Annotated in this window: 13 protein-coding genes; 12 read left to right on the top strand and 1 reads right to left on the bottom strand. The window is 63.9% G+C overall.

Features of this window, described 5'->3' with window-relative positions; all coding sequences use genetic code 11:
• Positions 1-115 precede the first annotated feature (115 nt).
• Positions 116-1,270 (bottom strand): dihydrodipicolinate synthase family protein, encoded by a 1,155-nt coding sequence (locus A9K68_RS10165; RefSeq protein ID WP_065007602.1) that lies wholly within the window; start codon positions 1,268-1,270, stop codon positions 116-118.
• Positions 1,271-1,507: 237 nt separating this feature from the next.
• Here A9K68_RS10165 and A9K68_RS10160 point away from each other — a divergent pair, with 237 nt between their 5' ends.
• The 12 genes from A9K68_RS10160 to A9K68_RS10105 all read left to right on the top strand — a co-directional run bounded on the left by A9K68_RS10160 (position 1,508) and on the right by A9K68_RS10105 (position 15,869).
• Positions 1,508-2,551 carry a LacI family DNA-binding transcriptional regulator gene (locus tag A9K68_RS10160; RefSeq protein ID WP_065007603.1) on the top strand — a complete coding sequence of 348 codons (1,044 nt, stop codon included), beginning with the start codon at positions 1,508-1,510 and terminating at the stop codon, positions 2,549-2,551.
• Positions 2,548-3,564, top strand: a complete 1,017-nt coding sequence (locus A9K68_RS10155; protein WP_065007604.1) for a Gfo/Idh/MocA family oxidoreductase — start codon at positions 2,548-2,550, stop codon at positions 3,562-3,564. Before A9K68_RS10160 ends, A9K68_RS10155 begins: the two co-directional genes overlap by 4 nt.
• On the top strand, positions 3,561-5,162 hold the full coding sequence (locus A9K68_RS10150) for an acyl CoA:acetate/3-ketoacid CoA transferase (RefSeq protein ID WP_065007605.1): 1,602 nt from the start codon (positions 3,561-3,563) through the stop codon (positions 5,160-5,162). Before A9K68_RS10155 ends, A9K68_RS10150 begins: the two co-directional genes overlap by 4 nt.
• Complete coding sequence (locus A9K68_RS10145) at positions 5,155-5,931, top strand: enoyl-CoA hydratase/isomerase family protein (RefSeq protein ID WP_065007655.1); 777 nt, start codon at positions 5,155-5,157, stop codon at positions 5,929-5,931. Before A9K68_RS10150 ends, A9K68_RS10145 begins: the two co-directional genes overlap by 8 nt.
• Before the next feature lie 25 nt (positions 5,932-5,956).
• Positions 5,957-7,468 (top strand): aldehyde dehydrogenase family protein, encoded by a 1,512-nt coding sequence (locus A9K68_RS10140; protein ID WP_065007606.1) that lies wholly within the window; start codon positions 5,957-5,959, stop codon positions 7,466-7,468.
• Positions 7,469-7,527: 59 nt separating this feature from the next.
• Complete coding sequence (locus A9K68_RS10135) at positions 7,528-8,781, top strand: ABC transporter substrate-binding protein (protein ID WP_065007607.1); 1,254 nt, start codon at positions 7,528-7,530, stop codon at positions 8,779-8,781.
• A 163-nt stretch (positions 8,782-8,944) separates the two neighbouring features.
• Positions 8,945-9,901, top strand: a complete 957-nt coding sequence (locus tag A9K68_RS10130) for a sugar ABC transporter permease (RefSeq protein ID WP_065007608.1) — start codon at positions 8,945-8,947, stop codon at positions 9,899-9,901.
• Entirely contained in the window at positions 9,898-10,842 is a 945-nt protein-coding gene (locus A9K68_RS10125) for a carbohydrate ABC transporter permease (RefSeq protein ID WP_065007609.1), read from the top strand. The genes A9K68_RS10130 and A9K68_RS10125 overlap by 4 nt, the downstream gene beginning before the upstream one ends.
• A 4-nt stretch (positions 10,843-10,846) precedes the next feature.
• The gene (locus tag A9K68_RS10120) at positions 10,847-11,962 is read left to right on the top strand and encodes an ABC transporter ATP-binding protein (RefSeq protein WP_065007610.1); all 1,116 of its coding nucleotides are present in this window, start codon (positions 10,847-10,849) and stop codon (positions 11,960-11,962) included.
• Between the two features lie 5 nt (positions 11,963-11,967).
• Positions 11,968-13,470 (top strand): GMC family oxidoreductase, encoded by a 1,503-nt coding sequence (locus tag A9K68_RS10115; protein WP_065007611.1) that lies wholly within the window; start codon positions 11,968-11,970, stop codon positions 13,468-13,470.
• Positions 13,467-14,228, top strand: a complete 762-nt coding sequence (locus A9K68_RS10110) for a 3-ketoacyl-ACP reductase (RefSeq protein WP_065007612.1) — start codon at positions 13,467-13,469, stop codon at positions 14,226-14,228. The genes A9K68_RS10115 and A9K68_RS10110 overlap by 4 nt, the downstream gene beginning before the upstream one ends.
• A gap of 12 nt (positions 14,229-14,240) precedes the next feature.
• Positions 14,241-15,869, top strand: a complete 1,629-nt coding sequence (locus A9K68_RS10105) for a GMC family oxidoreductase N-terminal domain-containing protein (RefSeq protein ID WP_065007613.1) — start codon at positions 14,241-14,243, stop codon at positions 15,867-15,869.
• Positions 15,870-15,934: the final 65 nt, after the last annotated feature.

The raw sequence follows: 15,934 nt of genomic DNA, 5'->3' as shown, positions 1-15,934 counted from the left end.
TGACCAACGGGCGTCGGCGCGCCGGATGGTCCTGCCCTCGGACGCATACCGCATACAGATTTGCACGGACAAGGCAAATCGGAGACTTGGACGAACTCTTCTTGTGGTATGGCGGTCAGACACCCGCCACGGCGCACAGGCTCTTCATTCTTGCGACGGCAAGCTCCGGGTCGGCCAGCAACCCGGCCTGGTCGGCAAGGCGGAACACATCGGCGTAGTGGCAAATGCCGCGCGCCGATTGCATGCCGCCGACCATCGAAAAATGGTCCTGGTGGCCGTTCAGCCACGCCATAAAGACGATACCGGCCTTGTAGTACTCGGTCGGCGCCTCGAAGATTTTCCGCGACAGAGGGACCGTCGGCGCCATCAGCGCGTCATAGCCGGCGCGGTCGCCGTCGGCCAGTTTCCCCAGCGCGGCATTGGCGACCGGCGCGATGGCGTCGAAAATCCCGAGCAGCGCGTGCGAATGTCTTTCGCCATCGCCGGCGATCAGCTCGGGGTAATTGAAATCGTCGCCGGTGAACATGACGACCCCTTCAGGCAGCCGGTCGCGCAGGGCAACCTCTTTGCCGGCATCGAGCAGCGATATCTTGATCCCCTCGACCCTGCCGGCGTGGCTTTCGATGACGGCGATCACCGTGTCGAGCGCGGTGTCGAAATCAGGGCTGCCCCAATAACCCTTCAGCGCCGGATCGAACATGTCGCCCAGCCAGTGCAGGATGACCTTGCCTGACGATTGAGACAGGATGCGGTCATAGACGCTGATATAATCGTCGGGACCCTTGGCGACAGCCGCCAGCGCGCGGCTGGCCATCATGATCGCCTTGCCGCCCAGGCCTTCGATGAAACCGAACTGCTCTTCATAGGCCGCGATGACATCGTCGAGCGTCCTGACGGTGCCTGGCGCCAGATGATCTGTTCCGGCACCCGAGGCGAGATCGGCGCCGTCGACGGTTCGCGCGTCGGCGGTCGAGCGGCGGATCAATTCCCTGGCGTTTGTCCAGTCGAAACCCATGCCGCGCTGTGCGGTATCCATCGCCTCGGCGATACGAAAGCCGAGCCGCCACAGATGGTGGCGGAACGCCATCGTGCGCTCCCAGTCGACCGCTGGATGAGACCACGGATCGGTCATCGCGAGGGGGTCGGCAACGACATGGGCGGCGGCATAGGCGATGCGGGAAAACCGCGCGCCGATCACCGGCTGTGCCGGCTGGCCGACAAGGCGGTAGCGAGTGCCGCGACCGCCGTCCTCGGGCAAGGCAATGTCCATCGATCTCTCCCTTGATCGCCCTTATAAATGGAACGTTCCAATAAATCAACCTTCTACGATTTCTCAGTCCACGGCGCCGAAATGCTGCACGCAGCGAGAAAGACCCTTAAAGTGTGGCCTTTAGCCGTTGAGAGCTCGTTTTTCTGAATTCGGGAAGAATCCTGATTGACTCAAATCCAGCCCCGAATTAGAACGTTCCAATAATCTGACCAGAAAATACCGGGAGGACGGATCTGGATGGCCAGCAGGCCCAAGGCGACAATACTCGACATTGCCCGCGAGGCGGGCGTGTCCAAATCGACGGTGTCGCTCGTGCTGCAGGGCAGCGATCTGATCCGGCCTGAAACCGCGCTGAAGGTCCGCAAGGCGATCGAGGATGTCGGCTATGTCTACAACCGCGGTGCCGCCAATCTGCGCAAGGCCCATTCCAACGTCATCGGCATGGTCATCAACGATCTCACCAACCCGTTTTTCGCCGAAATGGCGGTCGGCATGGAGCGTGTCTTCCAGTCGGCGGGCGTCGTGCCGTTCATCGCCAACACGGCGGAGAACCCGGTGCGCCAGGAAGAAGTGCTGAAATCGCTGATGGAGCAAGGTGTCGCCGGGCTGATCGTGTCCCCGGCGCGCGGCACGACTCCCGGTGCGTTCCGCCGCATCGAAATGGCGGGCCTTCCGATCGTCTTCACCATGCGCCGCCTTCCTGAAAGCCGCATTCCGGTGATCGCGCCCGACAATCATCGCGGCGCCTGGCTCGCCACCGCCCATCTGATCGGCAAAGGGCATCGCCGGCTGGCGTTCTTCGGCGGCTCATCGGACCTGGTGGTCTATCACGAGCGGCTGGGCGGTTTTCGCGAAGCCTGTGAGGCGCTCGGCATAGCCAAACGCGATACACTTGTAGTTGAAGGCGAAACCAGCCGCAAGGGCGGCATTGCCTGCCTGGAAACAGCTCTCGCGATGGCCGAGCCGCCGACCGCGGCGCTGTGCTTCAACGATGCGGTCGCCTTCGGCGTCATGCTGGCGCTGCGCAAGCGCGGCCTCGAGCCCGGTGCGAATTTCGCCGTCGTCGGCTTCGACGACGTGATCGAAGCCCAGCATTACATGCCGGCGCTGACCAGCGTCGCGGTGGATTCGGCAGGGCTCGGCGAGCGCGCCGCGCATGTCATGCTGAAGATGATCCAGTCGCGCACCACGCGCGCCGAGGATCATATCGGCGCCGTCAATCTCGTCGTCAGGGACAGTTGCGGTCCTGATCGCCGTGCGGGAATGGGAGACGCGGCATGACCGTCAAATGGGGACTGATCGGCGCGAGCACGATAGCCAAGCAATTCATGATCAGCGCCATCCGCGCGCAATCAAACAACGAGATCGCGGCGGTGATGAGTTCCAGCCCGGAGCGAGCTACGGCCTATGCCAAGGAGAACGGCATTCCGCTTGCCGTCTCGACGCTCCCTGAATTGCTCGGCTCCGACATCGATGCCGTTTACATCTCGACCACCAACGAATTGCATCTCGAACAGGCACTAGCCGCCATCAGGGCGGGAAAACATGTGTTGTGCGAAAAGCCGTTGGCGCTGACCAGCGCCGATGCGCGCGCAATGGTCGCCGCCGCCAAAGCGGCCGGCATCGTGCTCGGCACCAACCACCATCTGCGTAATGCCGGCTCGCACCGGGCGATGCGCGAAGCCATCGCCGCCGGCCGCATCGGCAGACCGATTGCCGCGCGCGTCTTCCACTCCGTCTATTTGCCTGAGAATCTGCAGGGCTGGCGTATCACCAGGCCGGAAGCCGGCGGCGGCGTGGTGCTCGACATTACGGTGCACGACGCCGATACGCTGCGCTTCGTGCTCGGCGACGATCCGCTCGAGGTTTCGGCGTTCACCCAGGCCGCAGGCATGGCCGCCGGCGGCCTGGAGGACGGCGCCATGTGCATCTGGCGCTTCAAATCGGGCGTCATCGCCCAATCGCATGAGGGTTTCACTACCAAATTCGCCGGCACCGGCTTCGAGGTGCATGGCAGCGAAGGCTCCCTGATCGCGAAGGATGTGATGACGCAGAAGCCGATCGGCTCTGTGCTGCTGCGCACGGCAAAGGGCGAGGAGGAATTGAGCTTCGACCGCGAAGATCTCTATGTCCGTTCCCTGCGCCAGTTCCATGCGGCGATCCGTGGCGAAGGCCAGCCGTCGGCCACCGGCGAGGACGGCGTCTGGTCGCTGACATCAGCCGAAGCGGCGTTGCAATCCGCCAAGTCCGGCAAATCAGCCGCGATCGATCCGAAACTCGGAGGCGCAGGGTGAGCAAGCTCGTCTCCGCAGCGCAAGCCGCCAGCCTGATCAGGGACGGCATGGTCGTTTCCGTGTCGTCGTCAAGCGGTCTCGGCTGCCCGGATGCGGTGCTTGCCGCCATCGGCGAGCGTTTCGAGGCAGAAGGCCATCCGAAGAACATCACGACGCTGCATCCAATCGCCGCCGGCGACATGTACGGCATCAAGGGTATCGACCATCTGGCCAAGCCCGGCCTGCTGAGGCGGACGCTGTGCGGCTCCTATCCCTCCGGCCCGTCATCTTCGGAGCCGCCGCAGATCTGGAAGATGATCGGCGACAATTCGGTCGCCGCCTACAACGTGCCATCCGGCATATTGTTCGACATGCATCGCGAGGCTGCCGCCAAGCGCCCCGGCGTGCTGACCAAGGTCGGCCTCGACACGTTCGCCGACCCGCGTCACCAGGGCTGCGCCATGAATGCGGCCGCGAGCGAGCCGATCGTTTCGGTGCAGCAGTTCGACGGCGAGGAATGGCTCTATTTCCGCTCGATCGTGCCTGATGTGTCGATCATCCGGGCGACGACGGCCGATGAGCGCGGCAACCTCACCTATGAGCATGAGGGCGCCTATCTCGGCGGGTTGGAACAGGCGCTCGCTGCCCGTAACAACGGCGGCATAGTCATCGCGCAGGTCAAGCGCGTCGTCGAGAACGGCACGCTGAAACCGCATGACGTGCGCGTGCCCGGTGTGCTGGTCGACCACATCGTGGTCGCGCCCGACCAGTTGCAAACGACGCTGACACCCTACGACCCGGCCATCTCGGGCGAGATATTCCGCCCGCTGTCGACCTTCCGCAACGCCGAGATGAGCGTCCAGAAGGTGATCGCGCGGCGCGTCGCCATGGAGCTTGCCGACGGCATGGCCGTCAATATCGGCTTCGGCATCTCGGCCAATGTGCCGCGCATCCTTCTCGAAGAAGGCCAGCACGGCAAGGTCACCTGGGTAATCGAACAGGGCGCGGTCGGCGGCGTGCCGCTGCTCGACTTCAAGTTCGGCTGCTCGTCGAACGCCGACGCCTTCATGCCTTCGCCACACCAGTTCATCTACTTCCAGGCCGGCGGTTTCGACGCGTCGCTGTTGTCCTTCCTGCAGATCGACCGCCACGGCTCGGTCAACGTGTCGAAGCTTTCAGCGAGGCCGCACGTCACCGCCGGCGCCGGCGGCTTCGTCGATATCACCGCGCGGGCGAAGAAGATCGTGTTTTCCGGTTTCTTCACTGCTGGGGCCAAGCTGTCGCTGGCCGATGGCGGCATCCGCATCGACGGGGAAGGCAAGGTCAAGAAGGTGGTCGGCGAGGTTGAGCATATCTCCTTCTCGGGCAAGCGCGCCGTCGCGCAAGGGCAGGACATCACCTATGTCACCGAACGCTGCGTCATGAAGCTGACGCCGGATGGGCTGATGGTGACTGAGCTGGCACCCGGCATCGACCTTCAGCGCGACGTGCTGGCGCAGGCCGAGATCCCGCTCGGTGTCGCCAACGACCTGAAAGTGACACCGGACGCGCTCTATCGTGACCGGCCGATCGGACTGTCGCTCAATGGCGGCGCCTCCCTTGGAGGCGCGCATGGCTGAGCGTCTCGTCACCTTTGAAACCGACGGCGACCTCGGCATCGTCACACTGCGCCGGCCGGAGAAATTCAATGCGCTCGACATCCCGATGCTGCGCGCGCTGGAGGCCGCGCTCGACGCGGCCGAGGCCGCGGACGGCGTCCGCGTCGTGCTGCTGTGCGGCGAAGGCAAGGGCTTTTGCGCCGGCGGCGACGTCGAAGCGTGGTCGCGAATGAATGCCGCCGATTTTCAGGTGCAATGGGTGCGCTATGGCCACCGCGTCTTCGACCGGCTGGCGCGGCTGCGGCAGCCGACCATCGCCGTTCTGTCCGGCCATGCGCTGGGCGGCGGGCTGGAATTGGCGGTCGCCTGCGACTTCCGCGTCGCCGAGACGCAGGTGAAATTAGGTTTTCCGGAAACCTCAATCGGCGTAGTGCCCGGCTGGTCCGGCACGCAGCGCGCGGTACGCCGTTTCGGTGCGCAGACGGTGCGGCGCATGGCAATCGGCGGCGAAGTTTTCATGGCGGCCGAAGCACTCACACTGGGCATCGTCGACCGGGTGGTCGACACAGGCAAGGCATTCACCCAGGCCCAGGGCTGGGCCGGCAAGATTGCCGAGCGCGGCCCGCTGGCAACCGAGGCCGCCAAGCTGATGATCGCGGTCGCCGAGGGCGAGGAAAGTGCTGCCGCGACAGAGGCGCTGGCCAGCGGCTTCATCGCGCTGACCGGCGACCTCAAGGCCGGCATCGACGCTTTCAAGACCAAGCAGAAACCAGCGTTTTCAAGATCCTAAAAAGCATGCGGAACCTGGAAATCACATGAACTTGCCCCTCACCATCGCCATGCCCGCCGAGGCAGCCGCAGCGCCGAAAAGCTACCGGCTGCTGATCGACGGCAAGTTCGTCGATGCGCGCGACGGCCGCACACTGGAGCGCGACAGCCCCGGCCACGGCTTCACCGTTTCGCGCTATGCGCAAGCCGGCGCGGCGGAAGTCGAGGCGGCGGTGACCGCCGCGCACAAGGCTTTCGAGACCGGCCCGTGGCCGCGCATGAAGGCCGGCGAACGCGCCGCGATCCTGCTCAACGCGGCGGACCTGATCGAGGCGCGGCTCGAGGAGATCGCCCGGCTCGACGTGCTGGAATCCGGCAAGCCGATCGCCCAGGCGCGCGGCGAGATCGGCGGCGCCGTCGACATCTGGCGCTATGCCGCGGCGCTTGCCCGCACGCTCCACGGCGAAAGCTACGCCAACCTCGGCGACGCCATGCTGGGCGTCGTGCTGCGTGAACCGATCGGCGTCGTCTCGATCATCACGCCGTGGAATTTTCCCTTTCTCATCGTCAGCCAGAAACTGCCGTTCGCGCTCGCCGCCGGCTGCACGGCGGTGGTCAAGCCGAGCGAGATGACCTCGGCCTCGACCTTCGTGCTCGGCGACATCCTGATGCAGGCCGGCTTGCCGGATGGCGTCGTCAACATCCTCGCTGGCCTGGGCGCCGATGTCGGCGCGCCGATGGTCAGCCATCCGCTGGTCGAGATGGTGTCGTTCACCGGCTCTACCCGGGTCGGCAAGATGACCATGGCGTCGGCTGCGAACTCTCTGAAGAAAGTATCGATGGAGCTCGGCGGCAAGAACGGCCAGATCGTCTTTCCAGACGCCGACCTCGAAGCGGCAGCCGACGCGGCGGTATTCGGCGGCTTTTTCAACGCCGGCGAATGCTGCAACGCCGGCAGCCGGCTGATCGTCCACGAGGCGATCGCCGACGACTTCCTCGGCGCAGTGAAGGCGCTCACCGCCAAAGTCACCGTCGGCGATCCGCTCGACGACAGCACCAAGGTCGGCGCGATGATCTCTTCCGAGCACCTGGCCAAGGTGACCGGCTACGTGGCGGCGGCGGCAAACGACGGCAGCAGCGTCTATAGCGGCGGCAAGCAGATCGCCTCCAGTGCCGGTCAGTATCTCGACCCGACCATCCTTCGCGGCGTCACCGAAGACATGGCCATTGCACGTGAAGAAGTGTTCGGCCCGGTGCTGTCGGTCCTGACCTTTGGATCGATTGAAGAGGCGTTGCGCATCGCCAACAACACGCCCTATGGTTTATCGGCGGGCGTGTGGAGCGCCAGCATCGACACCTGCATGTCGGTGGCGCGGAATGTGCGTTCGGGAACCGTTTGGGTGAACACGTTCATGGAAGGTTATCCCGAGCTGCCTTTCGGAGGCTACAAGCAGTCCGGTCTCGGACGCGAACTCGGCAAGCGCGCCGTCGAGGACTATACCGAGGAAAAGACGATCCAGTTTCATCGCGGCCAGCGCACCGGATGGTGGGTCGGCTGAGTTGGGAAGAACCCGGCGGACAACCGCCGGTCGTGTAGCTGCAACAAGGGAGGAAGTACATGTTGCGCAAATTGCTTATCGGAACGGCTCTCGGCTCGGGTCTTGCGTTCGCGGCTCACGCTCAGGACGTCAAGGAAGTCGAGATGCTTCATTGGTGGACGTCTGGCGGCGAAGCGGCTGCTTTGAACGTGCTCAAGGAGGATCTGGCCAAGCAAGGTTTTGCCTGGAAGGACGTGCCCGTGGCCGGCGGCGGCGGCGACGCCGCCATGACCGCGCTGAAGGCGATGGTCGCGGCTGGCAACTACCCGACCGCCTCGCAGATGCTCGGCTATACCGTGCTCGATTATGCCGCGGCCGGCGTGATGGGCGACCTGACCGAGACGGCGGTAAAGGAAGGCTGGGACAAATCCGTTCCGGCCGCCCTGCAGAAATTCTCGGTCTATGACGGCAAGTGGGTCGCGGCTCCGGTCAACGTCCACTCCGTCAATTGGCTGTGGATCAACAAGGCGGTGATGGACAAGATCGGCGGCACCGAGCCCAAGTCCTTCGACGAATTCATCGCGCTGCTCGACAAGGCCAAGGCGGCGGGCGTCATCCCGCTCGCGCTCGGCGGCCAGAACTGGCAGGAAGCCACCATGTTCGATTCGGTCGTGCTGTCGACCGGCGGACCTGAGTTCTACAAGAAGGCCTTCAACGACCTCGACGAGGAGCAGCTCAAGTCCGACACGATGAAGAAGTCGTTCGACAACCTTGCCAAGCTCGTCACCTATGTCGACCCGAACTTCTCCGGCCGCGACTGGAACCTTGCCACCGCCATGGTCATCAAGGGCGATGCGCTGGTGCAGGTCATGGGCGACTGGGCCAAGGGCGAATTCAACGCCGCCAAGAAGACCCCGGGCACCGACTTCCTGTGTTACCGCTTCCCGGGCACCGACGGCAGCGTGGTCTACAACTCCGACATGTTCGGCATGTTCGACGTTCCGGAGGACCGCAAGGCCGCCCAGGTTGCGTTAGCCACCGCCACTTTGTCGAAGAGCTTCCAGTCGGCTTTCAACGTCGTCAAGGGCTCCGTCCCGGCCCGCACCGACGTGCCCGACACCGACTTCGACGCTTGCGGCAAGAAGGGCATGGCCGACCTGAAGGCCGCCAACGAAGGCGGCACGCTGTTCGGTTCGCTGGCGCAAGGCTATGGCGCGCCGCCGGCCGTCGCCAATGCCTATAAGGACGTCGTCTCGAAATTCGTCCACGGCCAGATCAAGACCTCGGACGAGGCCGTGACCCAGCTGGTTAACGCAATCGAAGACGCCAAATAAGAACCGGCATGAAAGGACCTTCCCCGCTCCGGTGGGGAGGTTCCACCAAGCAGGATGGTCGGCCTCTGGTCGGAATGGCGCCGGCGATCAACCAACACGCCCCGTCTCGACGGGGCTATCCTTCCCCGCCTGGCGGTGAAGGGACCCCGAGAGGGAGGAGCCCATGACTACGGTCACGACCCAGATCAAGCTGACGCCGGAGCATAGTGCCCGCCCGGGTGTCTCCATGCGTTCGCGCCTGCAGGACGCGCTGCCGAAGATCGTACTGGCGCCAAGCTTTGCGATCACCATCGTCTTCGTCTACGGCTTCATCCTGTGGACGGTCTATCTGTCCTTCACCAACTCCAAGACCTTCCCGTCCTATGCCATATCAGGGCCGCGCGCCTATCAGCGGCTGTGGCGCTGGACTTTCGAGAGCGACCCGCCGTCGAGCTGGTACACGTCGATCACCAATATGGGCATTTTCGGCTTTCTCTACATCTTCATCTGCCTGGCGCTCGGCCTTTTCCTGGCCATCCTGCTCGACCAGAAGATCCGCGGCGAAGGCATGTTGCGGCCGATCTACCTCTACCCGATGGCGCTATCCTTCATCGTCACCGGCGTCGCATGGAAATGGTTCCTCGATCCCGGCCTCGGCCTCGAGCAGACGCTGCACCAGTGGGGCTGGACGAGCTTCCATTTCGACTGGATCAAGAACAAGGATTTCGTCATCTACACCGTGGTGATCGCCGGCGTCTGGCAGGCGTCCGGCTTCATCATGGCAATGTTCCTCGCCGGCCTGCGCGGCATTGACGGCGAGATCATGAAGGCGGCGCAGATCGACGGCGCCACCACCTTCCAGCTCTATCGCCGCATCGTCATCCCGCTGCTGCGGCCCATCTTCCTGTCGGCCTTCATCGTGCTCGCCCACCTCGCCATCAAGTCCTACGATCTGGTCGTAGCACTGACCAGCGGCGGGCCAGGCGGCTCGGCCTGGCTGCCGTCGAACTTCATGTATGAGTACACCTTCAAGCGCAACGAAATGGCCGTCGGCTCGGCCAGCGCCGTGATCATGCTGATGACCATCACAGCGATCATCGTGCCCTATCTCTATTCCGAGCTTAGGGAGCGGCCGCGATGAGTGTCATTGCCACCCCCGCTCGCCAGAGCACTGGCGGCATCAGCGCCAGGACCATCAACCGTATCGTCATCTATGGCCTGCTGGCGCTGTTCGCGCTGTTCTACCTGATGCCGCTGTTCGTCATGCTGGTGACTTCGTTCAAGACCATGGACGAGATCCAGAACGGCAACATGCTGGCGCTGCCGCAGGCGCCGACCTTCGAGCCGTGGCTGAAGGCGTGGGGCGAGACCTGCGTCGGCCTGACCTGCGCCGGCATCAAGGGCTATTTCTGGAACTCCATCAAGATGGTGGTTCCGGCGGTGCTGATCTCGACGCTGCTCGGCGCGCTCAACGGCTATGTCCTGACCAAATGGCGCTTCCGCGGCCACACGCTGGTTTTCGGGCTGATGCTGTTTGCCTGCTTCATCCCGTTCCAGTCGGTGCTGTTGCCGATGGCGACGATCCTCGGCAGCCTCGGCCGTTTCGGCGTGACGCTGCGCAACGCAACGGGATTTTCATTCGGTTTGGGCAATCCGACGGTCAACCTGGTCTTTGTCCACGTCGTCTACGGGCTCGGCTTCACCACTTTGTTCTTCCGCAATTATTACGAGGCGTTCCCGACCGAACTGGTCAAGGCGGCACAGGTCGACGGAGCCAGCTTCTTCCAGATTTTCCGGCGCATCATGCTGCCGAATTCGATGCCGATCTTCGTCGTCACCGTCATCTACCAGTTCACCAACATCTGGAACGACTTCCTGTTCGCCTCGGCCTATGCCGGCACCGGTGACGCGATGCCGATGACCGTGGCGCTGAACAACGTCGTCAATACCTCGACTGGTGTCGTCGAATACAACGTCAACATGGCGGCGGCGATGATCGCCGCACTGCCGACCCTTCTCGTCTACGTGGTCGCTGGCCGCTATTTCGTGCGCGGCTTGATGGCCGGCGCCGTCAAAGGATAATCGAATGGCTTTTCTCGAAATTGATGGGCTGAGGAAGCGGTTCGGATCGGTCGAGATCCTGAAGGGCATCGACCTCGATCTCGAAAAGGGCGGCTTCCTCGTGCTGGTCGGCCCGTCCGGCTGCGGCAAGTCGACCTTGCTCAACACCATCGCCGGCCTGGAAACCATCACCGAAGGCGAAATCCGTGTCGACGGACGGACGATCAACGATCTCCACCCCTCGAAGCGCGACATCGCCATGGTGTTCCAGAGCTACGCGCTCTATCCGAATATGACGGTCGCGGGAAACATTGCCTTCGGCATGGAGATGCGCGGCGTCCCGGCAGCGGAGCGCCAGAAGGCGATCGACAAGGTGGCGAAAGTGCTGCAGATCGGCCATCTCTTGCAGCGCAAGCCGAGCCAGCTCTCCGGCGGCCAGCGCCAGCGCGTAGCCATGGGCCGGGCGCTGGTGCGTGACCCCAAGCTCTTTCTCTTTGACGAGCCGCTCTCCAATCTCGACGCCAAGCTGCGTGTCGACATGCGCATCGAGATAAAGCGCCTGCACGCGACCACCGGCACCACGATCGTCTACGTCACCCATGACCAGATCGAGGCGATGACGCTGGCCACCAAGATCGCGGTGATGCGCGACGGCGAGGTGCAGCAGTTCGGCACGCCGGCCGAAATCTACAACAACCCGACCAACCTGTTTGTTGCCGACTTCATGGGCTCGCCGGCGATGAACCTGATCCCGGCGACGATCGGCGGCAATGGCAATGCGCTTTCCGTGGTGCTGCAGCGCGAGGCGCGCGAGTCGATCTCGCTGCCGCTGGCCGATGCGCCGACGGGTCTGTCGGCATTCCACAGCAAGCCGATCATCTTCGGCGTTCGCCCCGAGGCCCTGACCGATCCTGAAGGAGCCGAACGCAACGCATCGAACATCGCCACCGCCGACTGTCACATCGAAGTCGTGGAACCGGCCGGCTCCGATACCTTCGCCGTCACCAATCTCGGCGGCAAGGCGGTGGTGGCGCGTCTGCGCGCCGACGCCAACATCCAGCCGGGCACGGTCACGCCGCTCGCCTTCAACCTGACCAAGGCGGTGTTCTTCGATCCGGCGACCGAGAACCGTATCCTCTGACAGCCATGACAAACCCGGACATCGTCATCATCGGCTCCGGCATCGGCGGCGCCACGATCGCTTCCGGCCTTGCCGGCAGTGGCGCCTCGATCCTGATGCTGGAGCGCGGCAAGAAGCTGCCAGCGACGCCGCACACCCGCGACACGCGCGCCATCTTCGTCGACGGCCACTACCGGCCGAAGGAAATGTGGCGCGAGGCCGGGGGTGCTGCGTTCAACCCCGGCAACTATTACTATGTCGGCGGCAATTCGAAATTCTATGGCGCAGTGCTGATCCGCTATCGCAAGGAAGACTTTTCCGCCATGGAGCACTATGGCGGCGTCTCGCCGGCCTGGCCGTTCTCCTATGAGGAGTTCGAGCCGTGGTACTCCAAGGCCGAGCAGCTTTTTCGCGTGCGCGGCGCACTCGGCGAAGACCCGACCGAACCGTTCCACTCGATCCCCTATCCCTTCGGGCCGGTGCCGGACGAGCCGCCGATCGCCCGCGCCCGCGCCGAACTCAAGGGCCTCGACCTGCATCCGGCATCGCTGCCGCTCGGCGTCGATATCGATGCCTGGCTAAAGGACGGCAAGACAGGCTGGGACGCATTTCCCAACACCGGAGCCGGCAAGGTCGACGCCCAAACGGGGCCGCTGGCGGCGGCACTTGCCGACCGGAACATCAGGCTCGAGACCGGTGCTCATGTCGAATATCTCGAAGCCTCATCGGATGCCACGACAATCGCCGCCGTTCACTATCGCCAGAATGGCACGCTGAAGAAAGTGACGCCAAAGCTGGTCATCCTCTCGGCCGGCGCGGTCAATTCGGCGGTCATCCTGCTGCGCTCGCCGTCCTCTGACGGAAAGGGCCTTGCCAATCGCTCCAACCAGGTCGGCCGCAACTTCATGAACCACAATTCGAGCGCTATGCTGGCGATCGATCCGCGCCGCAGGAACACATCCGTCTACCAGAAGACGCTGATGCTCAACGACTACTATCTGTCCGACGGCAAAGGCGGCAAGCCGCTCGGCAACGTCCAGCTTCTCGGCAAGATCGACGGCCATATCCTGAGGGGCAACGTCAGGCTTGCACCCAAATTCGCGCTGGACTTCATGGCCGGCCACGCCGTCGACTGGTACCTGATGTGCGAGGACCTGCCCGATCCCGAAAGCCGCATCATGGTCGACGGCAAGGATATCGTCATGCAGTGGCGGCGCTCCAACATGCAGTCGCTCGACGGGCTGACCAAGGTGATGCGCGAGAATTTCCGTGCCTGCGGCTATCCGATCGTCCTGTCGCGGCCTTTCGACAAGCGCACGCCGTCGCATCAGTGCGGAACGGTCAAGATGGGCGACGATCCGGCGACCTCGCCGCTCGACCCGTTCTGCCGCTCGTTCGACCACCGGAACCTGTTTGTCGTCGACGCTAGCTTCCTGCCGAACTCGGCGGCGGTCAATCCGGCGCTGTCGATCGCAGCACAAGCACTGCGCGTCGCCGACCACATCCGCAAGACGGAGCTTGTCGCATGACCCGCCCGGCAGCCATCGTCACCGGCGGCGCACGTGGCATCGGCCTCGCTTGCGCCGCGGCGCTGGCCGATGCGGGCTTCGACCTCCTTGTCGTGGACCTTGCCGAAAAAGCCGCCGACGGACTTGCCGCTGACATCACCGCCCATGGCGCGAAATTCGCCTATCATTGCGGCGACATCGCCGATCTCGACAGCCATGCAGCGCTGGTCGATGCCGCGACAAGCGCCTTCGGTCGCATCGATTGCCTGATCAACAATGCCGGCATCAGCGCGGTCGTGCGCGGCGACCTGCTGGAACTGAGACCGGACAATTTCGACCGGATCCTCAGCGTGAATCTGCGCGGCACGGTCTTCCTCGGCCAGGCCGTTGCCAGGGCGATGCTTGCAACGCCGGGTGATTACCCCCGATCGATCATCACCATCACCTCGGTCAGCGCCGAAATGGCGTCGCCCGAACGTGCCGACTATTGCATCTCCAAAGCTGGGCTTTCGATGTGGGTAAAGACCCTCGCGCTGCGGCTCGCCGCCGAAAATATCGGTGTGTTCGAGGTGCGGCCGGGCATTATCCGCACCGACATGACATCAGGCGTAACCGCCAAATACGACGCGTTGATCGACGGCGGGCTGGTGCCGGCGAAGCGCTGGGGCGAAGCCGCCGATGTCGGCGCCGCGGTGGCGGCACTCGCCGGCGGCAAGCTCGGCTTTTCGACCGGCTCGATCATCAATGTCGACGGCGCACTGTCGGTGCCGAGGCTGTGAACAGGTGACGCCATGACCGACTACATCATCGTCGGCGCCGGCCCGGCCGGTTGCGTCCTCGCCAACCGGCTGAGCGAAGATCCCTCGCATCAGGTGCTGCTGCTCGAGGCCGGCGGCAAGGACTGGCATCCGCTGATCCATATGCCGGCCGGCTTCGCCAAGATGACCAAGGGCATTGCCGCCTGGGGCTGGTCGACCGTGCCGCAGAGGCACATGAAGAACCGCGTCTTTCGATACACGCAGGCCAAGGTGATCGGCGGCGGCTCCTCTATCAACGCTCAGATCTACACGCGCGGCAATGCCCGCGATTACGACGCCTGGGAGAAGGAAGACGGCCTTGTCGGCTGGGGCTATCGCGACGTGCTGCCCTATTTCAAGCGGGCCGAGAACAACCAGCGCTACGCCAACGATTTTCACGGCGATCAGGGCCTGCTCGGCGTCTCGAACCCGATTGCGCCGCTGCCGATCTGCGAAGCCTATTTCCGCGCCGGACAGGAGATAGGCATTCCGTTCAATCCGGACTTCAACGGCGTAGCCCAAGAAGGCGTCGGCTACTATCAATTGACGCAGAAGGACGCGAGGCGCTCCTCCGCCTCGGTCGCCTATCTCAGGCCGATCCGCGAGCGCAAGAACCTGACCGTCAGGACCAATGTGCTGGTGACGCGCATCGTCATCGACAAGGGCCGCGCCGTCGGGGTCGAGATCATCGACAGGCCGGGCGGTCAGCCGACGATCCTGCGCGCCGAGCGCGAAGTGATCGTCTCGTCCGGCGCCATCGGCTCGCCGAAGCTGCTGATGCAGTCGGGCATCGGCCCGGCCGACCAACTGAAGTCGGTCGGCGTGACGCCGGTCCACGACCTGCCCGGTGTCGGTTCCAACCTGCAGGACCATCTCGACCTGTTCGTCATTGCCGAATGCACCGGCGACCACACCTACGACAACTACGCCAAGCTGCACCGGACGGTGTGGGCCGGCCTGCAGTATCTGCTGCTCAAGAAGGGACCGGTTGCCTCCAGCCTCTTCGAGACCGGCGGCTTCTGGTACGCCGATCCGACCGCCGCGTCGCCCGATATCCAGCTCCATCTCGGCCTCGGCTCCGGCATCGAGGCCGGCGTCGAGAAGCTGAAAAATCCGGGCGTGACGCTGAACTCGGCCTTCCTGCGCCCGCGTTCACGCGGCACGGTACGGCTGCACAGTGCCAACCCGGCCGACAGCCCGCTGATCGATCCGAATTACTGGGCTGATCCCCACGATCGCGACATGTCGATCAAGGGGCTCAGGCTGGCGCGCGCGATCATGCGGCAGAAGGCGCTTGCCCCTTACGTGCTGCGCGAGGTGCTGCCGGGACCGAAACTCACCAGCGACGACGAGCTGTTCGACTATGCCTGCCGCAGTTCCAAGACCGACCACCACCCTGTCGGCACCTGCCGCATGGGCCATGACGCGATGAGCGTGGTAACGCCCGACCTCAGGCTGCGCGGCATCGAGGGTCTGCGCGTCTGCGACGCCTCGGTGATGCCGCGCATCCCCTCCTCCAACACCAATGCACCGACGATCATGGTCGGCGAAAAAGGCGCCGATCTGATCCTTGGCCGCGAACCGCTGCCGCCGGCCGTGTTTTCCACCAACCAAGCGGCATGAGATCCCAAGAATGACAGGCACTGTGTCTTCGCTCGATTCCGGAATGACGTCACTGACGACGAGCG

The organism is Mesorhizobium sp. AA22 (assembly GCF_001672375.2).
GTDB lineage: Bacteria > Pseudomonadota > Alphaproteobacteria > Rhizobiales > Rhizobiaceae > Mesorhizobium > Mesorhizobium wenxiniae.
Note: the sequence above shows the minus strand (reverse complement) of the source record. Positions and strands in the feature narration are given on the sequence as shown.

Coding starts and splice junctions, on each gene's coding strand:
- A9K68_RS10165 (WP_065007602.1), bottom strand. CDS start 1,270: ATGGACATTGCCTTGCCCGAGGACGGCGGTCGCGGCACTCGCTACCGC.
- A9K68_RS10160 (WP_065007603.1), top strand. CDS start 1,508: ATGGCCAGCAGGCCCAAGGCGACAATACTCGACATTGCCCGCGAGGCG.
- A9K68_RS10155 (WP_065007604.1), top strand. CDS start 2,548: ATGACCGTCAAATGGGGACTGATCGGCGCGAGCACGATAGCCAAGCAA.
- A9K68_RS10145 (WP_065007655.1), top strand. CDS start 5,155: ATGGCTGAGCGTCTCGTCACCTTTGAAACCGACGGCGACCTCGGCATC.
- A9K68_RS10140 (WP_065007606.1), top strand. CDS start 5,957: ATGAACTTGCCCCTCACCATCGCCATGCCCGCCGAGGCAGCCGCAGCG.
- A9K68_RS10135 (WP_065007607.1), top strand. CDS start 7,528: ATGTTGCGCAAATTGCTTATCGGAACGGCTCTCGGCTCGGGTCTTGCG.
- A9K68_RS10130 (WP_065007608.1), top strand. CDS start 8,945: ATGACTACGGTCACGACCCAGATCAAGCTGACGCCGGAGCATAGTGCC.
- A9K68_RS10125 (WP_065007609.1), top strand. CDS start 9,898: ATGAGTGTCATTGCCACCCCCGCTCGCCAGAGCACTGGCGGCATCAGC.
- A9K68_RS10120 (WP_065007610.1), top strand. CDS start 10,847: ATGGCTTTTCTCGAAATTGATGGGCTGAGGAAGCGGTTCGGATCGGTC.
- A9K68_RS10115 (WP_065007611.1), top strand. CDS start 11,968: ATGACAAACCCGGACATCGTCATCATCGGCTCCGGCATCGGCGGCGCC.
- A9K68_RS10110 (WP_065007612.1), top strand. CDS start 13,467: ATGACCCGCCCGGCAGCCATCGTCACCGGCGGCGCACGTGGCATCGGC.
- A9K68_RS10105 (WP_065007613.1), top strand. CDS start 14,241: ATGACCGACTACATCATCGTCGGCGCCGGCCCGGCCGGTTGCGTCCTC.